14 protein-coding genes are annotated in these 14,772 nt (G+C 66.1%); all 14 read right to left on the bottom strand.

The genetic code is table 11. The annotated features are described in order from the left end of the window. Positions 1-5 precede the first annotated feature (5 nt). Positions 6-251, bottom strand: coding sequence for a F0F1 ATP synthase subunit C (locus ACX9NE_RS07030; protein ID WP_003406686.1), 246 nt, complete (start codon positions 249-251; stop codon positions 6-8). 45 nt (positions 252-296) lie between these two features. Further along, a complete protein-coding gene (gene atpB, locus ACX9NE_RS07025; protein WP_459360973.1) occupies positions 297-1,049 on the bottom strand; it encodes a F0F1 ATP synthase subunit A in 753 nt (250 codons plus the stop codon). Continuing rightward, positions 1,042-1,536, bottom strand: coding sequence for an ATP synthase subunit I (locus ACX9NE_RS07020; RefSeq protein WP_459360972.1), 495 nt, complete (start codon positions 1,534-1,536; stop codon positions 1,042-1,044). The genes atpB and ACX9NE_RS07020 overlap by 8 nt, the downstream gene beginning before the upstream one ends. 227 nt (positions 1,537-1,763) lie before the next feature. Next, positions 1,764-2,972, bottom strand: coding sequence for a UDP-N-acetylglucosamine--decaprenyl-phosphate N-acetylglucosaminephosphotransferase (gene rfe / locus ACX9NE_RS07015; protein ID WP_459361113.1), 1,209 nt, complete (start codon positions 2,970-2,972; stop codon positions 1,764-1,766). A 101-nt stretch (positions 2,973-3,073) separates the two neighbouring features. Next, on the bottom strand, positions 3,074-3,727 hold the full coding sequence (locus tag ACX9NE_RS07010) for an L-threonylcarbamoyladenylate synthase (protein WP_459360971.1): 654 nt from the start codon (positions 3,725-3,727) through the stop codon (positions 3,074-3,076). After that, positions 3,727-4,572, bottom strand: a complete 846-nt coding sequence (gene prmC / locus ACX9NE_RS07005; protein ID WP_459360970.1) for a peptide chain release factor N(5)-glutamine methyltransferase — start codon at positions 4,570-4,572, stop codon at positions 3,727-3,729. The genes ACX9NE_RS07010 and prmC overlap by 1 nt, the downstream gene beginning before the upstream one ends. Continuing rightward, positions 4,569-5,645, bottom strand: a complete 1,077-nt coding sequence (gene prfA / locus ACX9NE_RS07000) for a peptide chain release factor 1 (protein ID WP_459360969.1) — start codon at positions 5,643-5,645, stop codon at positions 4,569-4,571. Before prfA ends, prmC begins: the two co-directional genes overlap by 4 nt. Positions 5,646-5,733: 88 nt before the next feature. Further along, positions 5,734-5,985: a 50S ribosomal protein L31 gene (rpmE, locus tag ACX9NE_RS06995; protein WP_459360968.1), complete on the bottom strand. Its 252-nt coding sequence runs from the start codon at positions 5,983-5,985 to the stop codon at positions 5,734-5,736. Positions 5,986-6,103: 118 nt separating this feature from the next. Then, complete coding sequence (rho, locus tag ACX9NE_RS06990; protein ID WP_459360967.1) at positions 6,104-8,002, bottom strand: transcription termination factor Rho; 1,899 nt, start codon at positions 8,000-8,002, stop codon at positions 6,104-6,106. Positions 8,003-8,274: 272 nt separating this feature from the next. Then, a complete protein-coding gene (gene thrB / locus ACX9NE_RS06985; RefSeq protein ID WP_459360966.1) occupies positions 8,275-9,234 on the bottom strand; it encodes a homoserine kinase in 960 nt (319 codons plus the stop codon). Then, positions 9,234-10,316, bottom strand: a complete 1,083-nt coding sequence (gene thrC / locus ACX9NE_RS06980) for a threonine synthase (protein WP_459360965.1) — start codon at positions 10,314-10,316, stop codon at positions 9,234-9,236. The genes thrB and thrC overlap by 1 nt, the downstream gene beginning before the upstream one ends. Continuing rightward, on the bottom strand, positions 10,313-11,647 hold the full coding sequence (locus ACX9NE_RS06975; protein ID WP_459360964.1) for a homoserine dehydrogenase: 1,335 nt from the start codon (positions 11,645-11,647) through the stop codon (positions 10,313-10,315). Before ACX9NE_RS06975 ends, thrC begins: the two co-directional genes overlap by 4 nt. A 2-nt stretch (positions 11,648-11,649) precedes the next feature. Then, a complete protein-coding gene (lysA, locus tag ACX9NE_RS06970) occupies positions 11,650-13,020 on the bottom strand; it encodes a diaminopimelate decarboxylase (protein ID WP_459360963.1) in 1,371 nt (456 codons plus the stop codon). Between the two features lie 44 nt (positions 13,021-13,064). Then, complete coding sequence (gene argS / locus ACX9NE_RS06965; RefSeq protein ID WP_459360962.1) at positions 13,065-14,717, bottom strand: arginine--tRNA ligase; 1,653 nt, start codon at positions 14,715-14,717, stop codon at positions 13,065-13,067. Between the last annotated feature and the right edge of the window lie 55 nt (positions 14,718-14,772).

Below are 14,772 nucleotides of genomic sequence, written 5' to 3'. Positions count from 1 at the left end.
ACGAATTACTTGACGGGCGTGGCGAAGACGAACAGGGCCATGAACGCCAGGTTGATGAAGTAGGCGGCCTCAACGAGACCGACGGTGATGAAGAACGGGGTGAACAGCCGTCCCTGCGCCTCGGGCTGACGGGCGACACCGGAGATCAGCGCGTTACCGGCCACACCGTCACCGATACCGGCGCCGATGGCGCCACCGGCCATGATGAGTCCACCGCCGATGAGGGCGCCGGCTGCGATAGTGGGGTCCATTTACATCCTCCTTGATAACTCTGGTAGCGGTTTACCAGGATTTTTTTAGTGGTGGTCCTCTTCTAGTTCCATCGCCTGGCTGAAGTACAGGATCGTCAACAGCGCGAAGATGAAGGCCTGTATCGCGCCGACGAACAGGTCGAACGACTTCCAGATCGCGTTCGGCAGCCACATCACGTAAGGCGGGAAGAGCGCGATCAGCGCGACAAGAATGCCGCCGGCGAAAATGTTGCCGAAGAGCCGGAGCGACAACGAAATCGGCTTGGCGAGTTCTTCGACGACGTTGATCGGCGCGAGGATCGCCACGTGCCCCTTGAGCACCTTGACCGGGTGTCCGATGATGCCGCGACGCCAGATCCCTGCCGCGTGATAGCAGACGAACACGAACAGCGCCAGCGCCAGCACGTAGTTGATGTCGGCCGCGGCCGACGAGAGCAGTTCGGTGGTCTTGCCTTCTTTGTCGCTGTACTGCAGCGGCAGCACCGACAGCCAGTTCGAGATCAGGATGAACACGAAGATGGTCACCGCGAGCGGCAGCACAAAAGGAGCGATCCGCATGCCGATGGCCTGTTCAACCTGGCTGCGCATCTGAATGGTGATGGCTTCGAAGAACAGCTGCACACCGCCGGGCACGTCGGTCGAGGTGACCTTGGACTTCAAATAGAAAGCCAGCGCGATCACGATCAGCGCCGCGATCGCCGTCGACAGCACGGTGTCGGTGTTGACTGTCAGACCAAACCAGGTCGCGGTGTGATGCTCGCCTACCTCGATCTGGGCGGCCAGGATCGACTCAGTCATCGCCGGCGCTCCTCCCTTCCGTGGCTTCCGATCCGGTCACTGCTGCACCTTCCTGGCCTTGCAGCGGCGCGTCCGGCTCGCCGGTCCGCAGCTTCTTCCAAACCGGCAGCGCCGTCGACGCCACCAGTAGCACCTGGAAGAGTGCCAGGCCGAACACCACGCCCAAGCCTTCGGGCCGGAATATGAAGGCGATGATCAGCGCCAGAATGGTGATGATCGCGACGCGTGAGGCCGAGTTGATGGCCATCGACCGTTTCAGCGGGTGGTCGCGTGCGGTGATCGACTCGACCGAACGCCGCACGAGCAGAGCGTTGAGCAAACCCAGCAGCAGCCCGATTCCGAAGAACGCCCCGACTACCGGGTGACCGGCGTAGCCGGCGACCAACGTCGCCAGCGCGGTCACTCCCAGACTGATGACAAACAGCCGTACGGGACGGAACGCAACAGCGGGAAACACCAACGGCGCGTCCTGCGCTGGTGTCGTCACTGCAGCACCTCAATCCCAGGTTGACGGGGCGGAAACCACGCGACCGACTGATCCGTGGCCCGCCGAGCGTATCGCAAGGGTCACGCTGGACTTACCCAAGGGGTAGCTCCCTGTGTCGGTCGTCATCCGGCAGCACCGGAAACCCATCCGACGGGCCGGGGAGCCGGCAACCCGCGAGGTTTAATTCGGGGTTCTACCAGCACCGTACCATACGGTGAACGGACCTACTACTGATCGTCGTAGTACTCGTCGCGGCGTCGCAACAACGGAATCATGGTCGCAACGCCCGCGACCGCGATCGCGCCCAGCATCACCGCCGCGGTGTGGCGGGGGTCGAAGAATATGGTGCTGGCCGCCCCGAAGGCGACGATGCCCACCCACAGGTAGATGAGCAGAACCACCCGTCGATGCGAATGGCCGATCTGCAACAGCCGGTGATGCAGGTGCATTTTGTCGGGTGTGAAAGCACTGCGACCCGCTCTTGTCCGACGCACGATGGCCAGCAGCAGGTCGAGCATCGGCACGAACATCACGGCAACAACCAGCAGGAACGGTGACAGCAGAGCAAACACGTCCCGAGCGCCGTAAGCGTTCTGCGAGATCGGGCCGGCTGCGGTCGTGGAGGCCGCAGCGAGCATCAAGCCGATCAACATCGAACCGGAGTCGCCCATGAAGATCCGGGCGCGGTGGAAGTTGTGCGGCAGAAAACCCAGGCAGGCGCCGGCGAGCACCACGGATATCACCGCCGGCGGGTAGTACAGCACGTCGCCGCCGTGGTCACGCAGCAGGCCGACCGAGAAGATGCAGATCGCCAGGGCGGTGATGAGGCCCAGACCGGCCGCCAGACCGTCCAGGCCGTCGACGAAGTTCATGGCGTTGACGATCGAGACCGTCAGGGCCAGGGTCAGCAGAATAGAGGAGGCCTGATCCAGCACGATCGTTCCGACACCGCCGACGGGGATGTACAGGACGCTCCAGGCCACACCCATGGTGACCAGCACACTCGCGGCGGTGATCTGGCCGGCGAACTTGGTCAGCGCGTCCAGTCCCCAGCGGTCGTCGATCAGGCCGATACCCATGATGACCGCACCGGCCACCAGCACCGCCGGCATGCCGCTGGAATAGACGAATCCCCGCGTGAGCGCCGGGAGTTGCGAGGCCAGGAACACAGCCGAGCCAACGCCCAGGAACATCGCCAATCCGCCCATGCGAGGGGTCGGCGTGACGTGGACATCACGTTCCCGCGGGTAGGCGACCGCGCCCAGGCGCGTGGCCAGCACGCGCACCGGCCCGGTGGCGAAATAGGTGATGATCGCGGCGGTCAGGCCCACCAGAGCCAGCTCACGCAACGGCACACCGGCGCTGCGATCGGAGAGTGCGAGCAAACCACCGGCAAGGCTGGCCACATTGCTGGACACCTCGAGACCGTACTTCACCAACCTGAGACCGGACACCACGCCTCTTCGCCGAACGTGCAGCCACGATGAAATCCAGGCCGGACTTTCGCCGTCAGTGCACGTTCGGCGAGGGGAGTGCTCTAGCTGAGCAGGCTGGCCGCGTCGACCCCGAGGACCTCGGCGATGCGCACGGTGCTTACCGGGCCCTCGCGCAAAATTCGCGGGGTGTTGCCGCTCAGGTCGACGATCGTCGAGGCGGCTTGCTCCGCGGAAGGTCCTGCGTCGAGGTAGACGTCGACGAGCGCGCCGAGCTGGCGCTGGGCCTCCTCCGCGTCGACGGCGGCCGGCTGGCCGGAAACGTTGGCGCTGGATACCGCCATCGGCCCCACCTCGCGTAACAACTCGATGGCGACCGGGTGCAACGGCATTCGCAGCATCACGGTGCCGTGCGCATCACCGAGATCCCATTGCAACGACGGCGCTTGCAACACCACCAGACTGAGCGCGCCCGGCCAGAACGCGCGGATCAACTCGCGCGCACCGTCCGGCATGCCGTAGACCAGCCCCTCAATCGTGTGCCAGGAACCGACCAGGACACCCACGGGCATGTCGCGCCCCCGCCCTTTGGCCGCCAACAGTGCGTCCACCGCGGTGCGGTCGAACGCGTCGGCACCGATGCCGTAGACGGTGTCGGTCGGCATGACGACCAGCCGGCCGGCTTTGAGCGCTCCGACCGCCGCGGTGATCCCGCGCGCCCGCTGGGCGGAGTCGGCGCAGTTGAAGACGTCACTCATCAGGCGCCGCTCCCCCTTCGAGCCGTCACGAATCGCGGCCGTCCAGCCAGATCGCTCCGGGCCTCAATGTCGTCGAAAAGACCTGTGTGGCGGACACATTCGACGGTCAACGCCGAAGTGGTGTCGTCGTGTTCCACGGCGAACAGGCCACCGGACCGCAGCCACCGCCCCGCCAGCGCTACCACGGCGGGTATCACTGCCATCCCGTCCGGACCGCCGAATACCGCATGCGATGGATCATGTCGTCGCACTTCGGGCTCCAGCAGGGCATCGTCGGGCACATAGGGCGGATTGGCCACCAAGAGGTCCACCTGACCGTCGAGTTCCGCCAGCAGGCCGGGGCTGCCGACGTCGGCACGCACCAATTCGACCGAGGTGCCCTCGGCGTTGCGCCGGGCATAGTGCAGTGCCGCCTCGGAATCGTCGATGCCGATGATCCGGGCGGCCGGCCAGCGCCGGGACAATGCGACCGCCAGCGCCCCCGAACCCGTGCAAGCGTCGACGATCACCGGTCGCGCCGGAAGTGCTTGTGCGGTCGCCCATTCCAATATCGATTCGGTCTCGGGCCGCGGTATGAAAACTCCGGGGCCGACGTGCAGCAGCACGGGCCCGAACCCCACCGTCCCAATGAGGTGTTGCAGCGGCACCCGTGCGGATCGCGCGGCGACGGCTCGCTGGAAGCGCCCGAAGAACTCGTCGCCGGGTGATTCCACAAACGCCAGGCGGCCGCGCTCGGTGCCGGCCAGATGTGCGGCCAGCTGCTCGGCGTCGACGCGCGCGGAGTCGATGCCCGCTTCGGCCAGTTGGGCCGCAGCGGAGTCGATCGCCTGTCGGAGCGGGGTCATGTCGCCTGTTGCAGTCGGGACTGCTTGTCGGCTTCGCTCAACGCATCGAACAGCGGATCAAGATCGCCGTCGAGAACTTGGTCGAGATTGTGCGCCTTGAAACCGATCCGGTGATCGGTGATGCGGTTCTCCGGGAAGTTGTAGGTCCGGATGCGTTCGCTGCGATCGACCGTTCGGATCTGGCTGGCGCGGTCCGCCGAGGCGTCGGCGAGAGCCTGCTCTTCGGCCAGCACCTGCAGGCGCGCAGCCAGCACCTGTAGCGCGCGGGTCTTGTTCTGCAGCTGTGATCGTTCGTTCTGGCAGGTGACGACGATCCCGGTGGGCAAGTGGGTGATCCGCACCGCCGAGTCGGTGGTGTTCACACCTTGCCCGCCCTTTCCGGACGACCGGTAGACGTCGATCCGAAGATCGGACTCGTCGATCTGCACCTCGCCGACTTCCTCGGGCTCCGGATAAACCAGCACCCCGGCGGCCGAAGTGTGGACGCGCCCTTGCGATTCCGTTACCGGAACGCGCTGGACGCGGTGCACGCCGCCTTCGAACTTCATCCGAGACCACACGCCGTCGGCGCTGTCGCCTCTGCTGGCGATGGCCAGCGTCGCGTCCTTGTAGCCGCCCAGATCGGAGGTGGTCTCACCCAACACCGTAACCGTCCAGCCGTGCCGTTCGGCGTAGCGGATGTACATCCGGGCCAGGTCAGCAGCGAACAGTGCCGACTCCTCGCCGCCTTCACCGGATTTGACCTCGAGCACGATGTCATCGCCGTCATGCGGATCCCGGGGCGCCAGCATGTCGGTGAGCTGGGTGTCCAGCTCGGCGACCCTGGCTTCCAGCTCAGTGACCTCGTCGACAAACGATGAGTCGTCGACCGCCAGTTCACGCGCGGTCTCCAAATCCTCGCGCGCCGATACCAGCTTGCGGTGGGTCGCCACAATCGGCGCCAACCGCGCAAAACGACGGCCCGCTTTGCGTGCCTCGTCGGGCCTGCTGTGCAAGTCGGGATCGGACAGGGCCTGCTCGAGTCGCGCGTGCTCGGCGAGCAAGACGTCAATCGTCTGCACCGGCTGCGTCATGTCACCTCCCTACGGCCTGTTCTACCCCGAACGCGAACCGACGCCCGGCCTGTGCTCGGATCGCACAGTTCGGGCGTCGGAAAGTCAGCTACTTGTCGGCTTGACCCGTTTCGGAAGCCTGGTCGGCTCCGCTCTTGCGCTTGCCGTACCGCTTCTCGAAGCGGGCCACCCGGCCGCCGCTGTCCAGAATCTTCTGCTTGCCGGTGTAGAAGGGATGGCACTGCGAGCAGACCTCGGCCACGATGCGGCCGCCGGGCTTGGTGCTGCGCGTGGTGAAGGTGTTCCCGCAACCGCAGACCACGGTGGTCTCCTCGTAGGCGGGATGAATGTCAGTTTTCATGCTGTCCTCTTCAATCGTCGGCCGCTCGTGCCCCGGGGCCTGAAGTCGAGCGCTCATTATGCCAGGTCAACTGCTGTCTCCCCAAAACAGCGGGATGCCCGCAGGTATTCCTGACGAATCAGTCGTTGTCCATGTTTCCCGGTGTCGTCTTGGACACCTGGACGAGGAATTCGTAGTTGGTCTTCGTCTTGCGCAACTGCGACATCAGCAGGTCGATCGCCTGGTGCGAGTCCAGACCCGACAGCACCCGGCGAAGCTTGTGCACGATGCCGAACTCGTCGGGTGAGAGCAGCAACTCGTCCTTACGGGTACCCGAGGGGTTGACGTCGACCGCGGGGAACACCCGCCGCTCGGCGATCTTGCGGTCCAACTTGAGCTCGGCGTTGCCGGTGCCCTTGAACTCTTCGAAGATGACGGTGTCACCGGTGGAACCGGTCTCGACCATCGCCGTGGCGATGATGGTCAGCGACCCGCCTTCCTCGATGTTGCGCGCCGCGCCCAGGAATCGCTTGGGCGGATACAGCGCCGTCGAGTCCACACCACCGGACAGAATCCGGCCCGACGCCGGTGAGGCGTTGTTGTAGGCGCGGCCCAGCCGGGTGATCGAGTCGAGCAGCACCACGACGTCCTTGCCCTGCTCCACCAATCGCTTGGCACGCTCGATGGCCAGTTCGGCGACCGAGGTGTGATCTGAGGGCGGCCGGTCGAAGGTCGAGGCGATGACCTCGCCCTTGACCGAGCGCGTCATGTCGGTGACCTCCTCGGGTCGCTCGTCGACGAGTACGACCATCAGGTGGCATTCGGGGTTGTTGCGGGTAATCGCATTGGCGATGTCCTGCAGGATGGTCGTCTTGCCGGCCTTGGGCGGTGACACGATCAGCGCACGCTGACCCTTGCCGATCGGCATGATCAGGTCGATGACGCGGGTGGTCAGCCGGTCGGGCGTGGTTTCCAGCCGTAGCCGCTGATTGGGATACAGCGGCGTCAACTTTTGGAATTCGGGCCGCCTCTTGGCGTCTTCGACCGGTCCGCCGTTGACGCTGTCCAGCCGCACCAGCGGGTTGAACTTCTGCCGCGGATTTTTGTCTCCCGCTTCTCCTTCTCGGGGCACCCGAACCGCCCCGGTCACCGCGTCGCCGCGGCGCAACCCGTTCTTGCGCACCATGTTCATGGACACGTAGACGTCGTGCGGACCGGCCAGGTAGCCGGAGGTGCGGACGAAGGCGTAGTTGTCCAGGACGTCGAGGATGCCGGCTACCGGTTGTACGACGTCGTCTTCACGAAGTTCGGCTTCACCGGCCTCGCCGGTGCGCTCACCACGACGCCTGCGGTCGCGGAAGCGGCGTCCCCGCCGGCCCCCACGCCCGTCACCGTCGTCGTCGCCGCCACCGCTGCGTTGCTGGCCGCCGCCTTGCTGGTCGCTGCTCTGGTCGTTGCCGGAGTCTGCGGAGCGCTCCTCGCTCTTGGCTTGGCGCCGCTCGCCCTGGCCGCGTTCGCCTTTATCCTGACCATGCTCTTTGGCGGCTTCTTTGGTGGCTTCGCCGGTGTTTTCGGCGGTGTCGGCGCTGGCCGTTCCCGCCTGCCGGGAGGCGCTGCGTCGTTCCCGGCGCGGAGTCTCGGTAGCGTGCTGCGCCTCGGGAGCAGCGGCCTCGGGGGCCGGGGTCTGAGCCGCCGGAGGCTCCTGGGCAGGCGCCGCTTGCTGAAGGCTGTCGCCCTGCGCCGGCGCGTCGGCTTTGGCCGATTCCTGCGGCGCGGCGTCACCGGAGGACTTGCCGTTGGCCTGCCCCCGGCTCTGCTCGATGGCGGCGATCAGTTCGTTCTTCCGCATGCCCGACGTCCCCTTGACGCCGACTTGATTAGCCAGTGCGCGCAATTCGGGCAGCACCATGGTGGCTAGCGAGCTGGCGGGTGCATTGGATTTGACGTCCGAAACATCGGCAGCGTCTGAGGTCACGGAGTGCGACACCTTGTCGGCGTCGGTGCTTTCGCCAGCCGTGATGAGGTCCGTATCAGTCACGGATTTCCTTTCTTGCCCCGCTGATCATGTCAAACGGGGATTCCTGCATCAGGTCAAGCATTCAGGCAATTGCTGAGTGCGCCCAATAATCGACTCTGAAACGGTGATCGCCAGGATCGGCGACGAAACAGCGAACCGCGTTCACGAGAAGAATTGGTGGTTGTCTCAGCGTCAAGGCAGTTTGTGCAGAGCAGAGCTGCAATTGCTGGACGGGTCCGAGGATAGCCCGCTTCCTGGCCGGAAGCAAGCAAACCCCGCCGCCACGCCGTGGATCAACCGGCAACGGTTACGCCGGGCTTCCAGCGAACTCCTTCGCCAACCGTCATCTTCCTGATGATGAATCCATTCGCGGTTCCGTACTCGACCGCTTCAGCAGGCAACTCCGGCTCGGTGCTCAACGCGATAAGCGAAGGACCAGCCCCGGAAAGCGTTGCCGCAATGCTATGACGCCGCAGCAGCCGCAAATATTCCGCCGAGGAGGGCATCGCCGGTGCACGCTGCGGTTGATGCAGGACGTCTTCGGTGGCCGCCATCAGCAGATCGGGCCGCTGAGTCAGTGCGACGACGAGCAATGCGGCGCGGCTGATGTTGAAGCGCGCGTCCCGGTGGCTGACGTGAGCGGGCAGCAGGACCCGGGTCTCCGCGGTGGAGGACCGCTCCTCGGGTATCGCTGCGAACAGGTGGATGTCGGGATGCAGGCACAGCCGCACCGCGGAGTATTCCGGGCAGCCCTTGCTGTCGTCCGCCCAGGAAACCACAGCACCACCGAGCACCGCGGCCGAAGCGTTGTCCGGGTGACCTTCGAACTCCGATGCCAGCTGAATCAGCCGGTTCTCGCCGAGCGGAGCCGAATCCGTTTGCGCGACAAGGCCATTTACGACGGCGAGCCCGCTGACCGCAGCCGCCGCGGAGGAGCCGAGACCGCGGGAGTGCGGAATGTCGTTGCGACATTGCACCCTCAGCCCGGCGGCACGGACCCCGGTCGCCTGCAGCCCGCGCTGGATCGCCCGCACCACCAGATGCTCCGGTCCAAGCGGTACCTGGCCGGCGCCTTCGCCGTCGACCAGCACCTCCAGGCCGGAATCCATTGTCTCGACTACGATTTCATCGCAGAGCCGCAAAGCCAGACCCAGGCTGTCGAAGCCGGGACCGAGGTTGGCGCTCGAAGCCGACACCACGGCGCTGGCCACCAGCCCCGCGGGCAGAACCGGGCCGGCCGAACCGGGCTTCACTATCCCAACCCCAGCTGCTCGACGACGAGGACGGGGTCGACGGGCACCGCGGACACCTGCGGCATGTCACGCAGCGCGGTGTCGGGATCCTTCAGCCCGTTGCCGGTGACTGTGCAGACCACGGTCGACCCGCGCGCCACCCAACCATCTTCGACGGATTTGAGCAGGCCGGCGATGCTGGCCGCCGAGGCCGGCTCGACGAAGACGCCCTCGGCGCTGGCCACCAGGTGGTACGCCTCGAGGATCTCCTCGTCGGTGGCGGCCAGGAAGCGTCCTGCGGACTGCTGCTGCGCCTCGACCGCGGCGGTCCACGACGCGGGAGCGCCGATACGGATCGCCGTCGCGATGGTTTCGGGGTGGGGTACCGGCTCACCGAGCACCAGGGGCGCCGCGCCGGCCGCCTGGGTGCCCAGCATGCGCGGCAGTTTGTCGATGATTCCGTCGCGGTGATACTCGGTGTAGCCACGCCAGTAGGCCGTAATGTTTCCGGCGTTGCCGACGGGAAGTGCGTGCACGTCCGGTGCGGTGCCCAGTGCGTCGACGATCTCGAACGCTGCCGTCTTCTGGCCCTCGATGCGGACCGGGTTCACGGAGTTGACCAGCGAGATCGTCGGGAAGTCGTTGGTCATTTTGCGGGCCAGTTCCAGACAGTCGTCGAAATTGCCGTCGATCTGGATGATCTTGGCGCCGTGCATGACCGCCTGCGCCAGCTTGCCCATCGCGATCTTGCCCTGCGGGATCAGCACCGCACAGGTGATACCGGCCCGTGCGGCGTAGGCTGCAGCCGACGCCGACGTGTTGCCCGTGGACGCGCACAGCACCGCCTGCTGACCACGCGCGAGTGCGTCGGTGACGGCCATCGTCATGCCGCGGTCCTTGAAGGAGCCGGTCGGGTTGAGACCTTCGACCTTGAGATGGATTGTGCAGCCGGTTCTCTCGGAAAGTCGCGGTGCCGGTATCAACGGGGTGCCACCCTCGAACAGAGTCACCGGGGTCCAGTCGTCACCCACCGGCAACCGGTCCCGGTAGGCCGCGATCAGGCCCGGCCAGGGTTGGTGGACCGCCGTACGGGGGGCGCTCATTCGTCGGTACCTTCCAGGCGCAGCACGCTTTCCACGCTCTGCACGACGTCCAGGTCGGACAGTGCGTCAACGGTTTCCGACAGCGCGGCGTCGGTCGCCCGGTGGGTGACCACCACGATCCTGGCGCCCACCCGTTGCCCTTCCTCGTCGACGACGCCTTCCTGACGTACCTCGGCGATGCTCACTTCGCGTTTGCCGAATTCGGCCGCCACCGCGGACAACACGCCGGGCTTGTCGGCGACGTTCATGCTGACGTAATAGCGGGTTTCGATGAATCCCATGGGCGCCACGGGAAGCCGAGCGTAGCGGGACTCGCGCGGCCCGCGGCTGCCGAGCACCCGGTTGCGCGCCGCCATCACCAGGTCGCCGGTGACGGCCGACGCGGTGGGCGCACCACCGGCGCCCTGGCCGTAGAACATCAGCCGCCCGGCCGCCGCGGCCTCCACCACCACCGCGTTGAACGCGCCGTTGACTGAGGCGAGCGGATGCGTCAGGGGCACCAGCGCGGGATATACCCGAGCCGAAACCCGTTGCTGCCCTTCGTCGGTCGTGATGCGCTCGCAGATGGAAAGCAGCTTGATGGTGCAGCCCAGCGATTTGGCGGACTCGAAGTCCTCCGGGGTGATCTTGGTGATGCCCTCGCGGTAGACGTCGTCGGCGGTGACCGGGGTATGGAAGGCGATGGACGCCAGGATCGCCGCCTTGGCTGCGGCGTCATATCCCTCGACGTCGGCGGTGGGATCGGCTTCGGCGTAACCCAGCGCGCTCGCGTCGGCCAGCGCTTGTTGGTAATCGGCTCCGGTGCTACCCATCTCGGACAGGATGTAGTTGGTGGTGCCGTTGACGATGCCGGCCACCCGCAGCACGGTGTCGCCGGCCAGTGACTGGGTGAGCGGGCGGATGACCGGGATCGCTCCGGCGACCGCCGCCTCGAAGTACAGGTCGACGGCCTCCCTTTCGGCGACGGCGGCGAGTTCGCCGCTGGCGATGGACATCAGGGCTTTGTTCGCCGTCACGACCGACTTGCCGTGGGCGAGAGCGGAAAGGATGGCCTTGCGCGCCGGTTCGACCGGACCCATCACCTCTACCACGATGTCGACGTCGTCGCGGCAGACGAGCTCCTCGATATCGTCGGTGAGCAGTTCGAGCGGTACGCCACGGTCGCCCCCGAGGCGGCGTACCCCGACGCCGCGCAACACCAGCGGGGCGCCGATGCGGCCGGCCAGATCCTCGGCACTCTCGTTGATGATGCGCACGACTTCGCTGCCGACGACCCCCAACCCGAGCACCGCTACGCCGACCACCTTGTCGTCCTTGTCGTTATCTGGCACGGTCACCTCACTTCCAGACTCAGCAGATCGTCGACCGTTTCGCGGCGCAGGATCAAGCGGGACTCGCCCGCTGCCACGGCCACCACCGCGGGACGGCAGACCATGTTGTAACGACTCGACAGGGAATAGCAGTAGGCGCCGGTCGCCGCGACGGCCACCAGGTCACCCGGTCCCACGTCGTCGGGCACCCACGCGTCGCGCACGATGATGTCGCCGGTCTCGCAGTGCTTGCCGACCAAACGTGCCGCGGTGGCCGGCGCATCGCTGAGCCGGGAGACCAGGCGTACGTCGTATTGCGCGTCATAGAGTGCGGTCCGGATGTTGTCGCTCATGCCGCCGTCGACGCTGACATACCGACGGTGCGCGGTCGCGCTCACGTCGACGTCCTTGACCGTGCCGACCTCGTAGAGCGTGATGGTGCCCGGCCCGGCGATGGCCCGACCGGGTTCCACGACCAGCCTGGGCGTGGGAAGCCCGACGGCAGCTGACTCGTTGTGCACGATGGCGCTCAGTTTGTCCGCTAGTTCAGCGATCGGCGGCGGGTCATCGGATGCCAGGTACGAGATCCCCAGACCGCCACCGAGATCCACCGTGGAAACCTGCGCGGTTTTCTCGACACCGAATTCGGCGACGATGTCGCGCAACAGCCCGATGACGCGGTGCGCGGCGATCTCGAACCCGGCGACGTCGAAGATCTGCGAACCGATGTGGCTGTGCAGGCCCACCAGCCGGAGATTGCCGGCGGCGAACACCCGCCGCACCGCCGCCATCGCCGCGCCACTGGCCACCGACAACCCGAACTTCTGGTCTTCATGTGCGGTGGAGATGAACTCGTGGGTATGTGCCTCGACACCGACGGTGAGCCGGACCAGCACGTCCTGCACGACACCGGCTTCACCGGCGACCGCGTCGAGGCGCTCGATCTCAACCATCGAATCCAGGACCACGTGGCCGACACCGGCCTTCACCGCCGCGGTCAGTTCGTTGACGGATTTGTTGTTGCCGTGCAACGTGATTCGGTCGGGCGGGAAGTCGGCGTGCAGGGCTACGGACAGCTCGCCGCCGGTGCATACGTCCAGCGACAGACCCTCCTGCTCGATCCAACGCGCAATTTCACTGCACAGGAACGCTTTCGCGGCGTAGTGCACGTTCGCGCCGCCACCGAACGCCGTGGCTGTCTCCTGGCAGCGGGAGCGGAAGTCGTCCTCGTCGATGACGAACAACGGCGTACCGTAGTCACGGGCGAGATCGGTCAGTTTGACCCCGGCGATGGAGGCAATGCCGTCTTCGTCACGAATAGTGTTGCGCGGCCACACATTCGGCGCCAGCCGCAACAGCTCCTCGGCCGACTGCGGGCGCGCCGGGCTGCTCACGGGCCGGGTTTCCTCGGCGTGCCGGGGTCCGGCGGGGTGGACGTTCACATTCTCTCCGGGGCACTGACTCCGAGGATGCCAAGGCCGTTGGCGACCACCTGGCGGGTGGCCTGGCACAGCGCCAACCGCGCGGCGTTCAGGTTGGTAGGTTGTTCGTCGCCCTGCGGCAGGATGCGGCAGGCGTCGTAGAACCGGTGGTAGTCACCGGCCAGGTCTTCCAGGTAGCGGCAGATGCGGTGCGGTTCACGCAGTGCCGCCGCAGCCTTGAGCACCCGCGGGAACTCGCTGATGGTGCGCAGCAGCGTGCCTTCTTTGTCGTGGCTGAGCAATTCGAGGTGACCCGTATCGGCGATGAGGCCGAGTTCGGCGGCATTGCGCGCCAGCGCCGAGAGCCGGGCATGCGCGTACTGCACGTAATAGACCGGGTTTTCGTTGGAGGCCGAGGACCACAACGCCAGATCGATATCGATCGGGGTGTCCACCGACGAGCGGATCAGGCTGTAGCGTGCCGCGTCGACGCCGATGGCCTCGACCAGGTCGTCCAGCGTGATGACGGTGCCCGCCCGCTTGCTCATCTTGACCGGCTGGCCGTCGCGGACCAGGTTGACCATCTGCCCGATCAGCACCTCGACGGTGTCCGGGTCTTCGCCGAACGCTGCCGCGGCGGCCTTCAGGCGGGCGATGTAGCCGTGATGGTCGGCGCCCAGCATGTAGATGCACAGATCGAAACCGCGTTGGCGCTTGTCCAGGTAGTAGGCAAGGTCGCCGGCGATGTAGGCGGGCTTGCCGTCGCTCTTGATCACCACGCGGTCTTTGTCATCACCGAAAGCGCTGGTGCGCAACCAGGTTGCACCGTCCTTCTCATAGACATTGCCGGTGCCGCGCAGCCGTTCGATGGCCTGCTCGACGCGTCCGCTGGTGTGCATCGAATCTTCGTGGGTGTACACGTCGAAATCGGTGCCGAACTCGTGCAGCGACTCCTTGATGTGGGCGAACATCAGATCGACGCCGATCTCACGGAAGGTCTCGTGCATCTCGGCGTCGGGCAGGCTCAACGCCTCGGGCGCCTTCTGCAGCACCTGTGCGGTGATCTCGTTGATGTAGGTGCCGGCATAGCCGTCCCCGGGAGTCGGCTCGCCCTTGGCCGCGGCGACCAGGGAGTTGGCGAACCGGTCGATCTGTGCCCCGTGGTCGTTGAAGTAGTACTCGCGGACCACGTCGGCGCCCTGCGTGGTGAGCAGCCGGCCCAGGGCGTCGCCCACGGCGGCCCACCGGGTGCCGCCGATGTGGATTGGTCCGGTGGGATTGGCCGAGACGAACTCGAGGTTGACCTTCTGGCCTGCCAGCACTTGCGAGTGGCCGAACGTGTCGCCGGCATCGATGACGCTGTTGACGATCTTGGCCTGCGCCGAGGTCTCCAGACGCAGGTTGATAAAGCCGGGACCGGCCACCTCAGCCGAGGCGATGCCATCGGCCCGGGTCAGCGCCTCGGCAAGCCATCCGGCCAGCTCACGCGGGTTTGCGCCGACCTTCTTGCCCAGTTGCAGGGCCAGGTTGGAGGCATAATCGCCGTGTTCGGGATTGCGCGGACGCTCCACGGTGACCGTCTGCGGCAACGCGGACACGTCGAGGCCATGCTCGGCAAGCACCGCGGCAGCGGTGATTTTGAGCAGCTCAGCGAGGTCGGCGGGGGTCACGAGCGTCCATCCTATTGGCTGGGGTGCCCGCGCCCCGAATCCATTGCCGGTGCTC

Source organism: Mycobacterium sp. ML4 (assembly GCF_054515735.1).
This window is presented reverse-complemented; position numbering and strand designations above follow the sequence as displayed.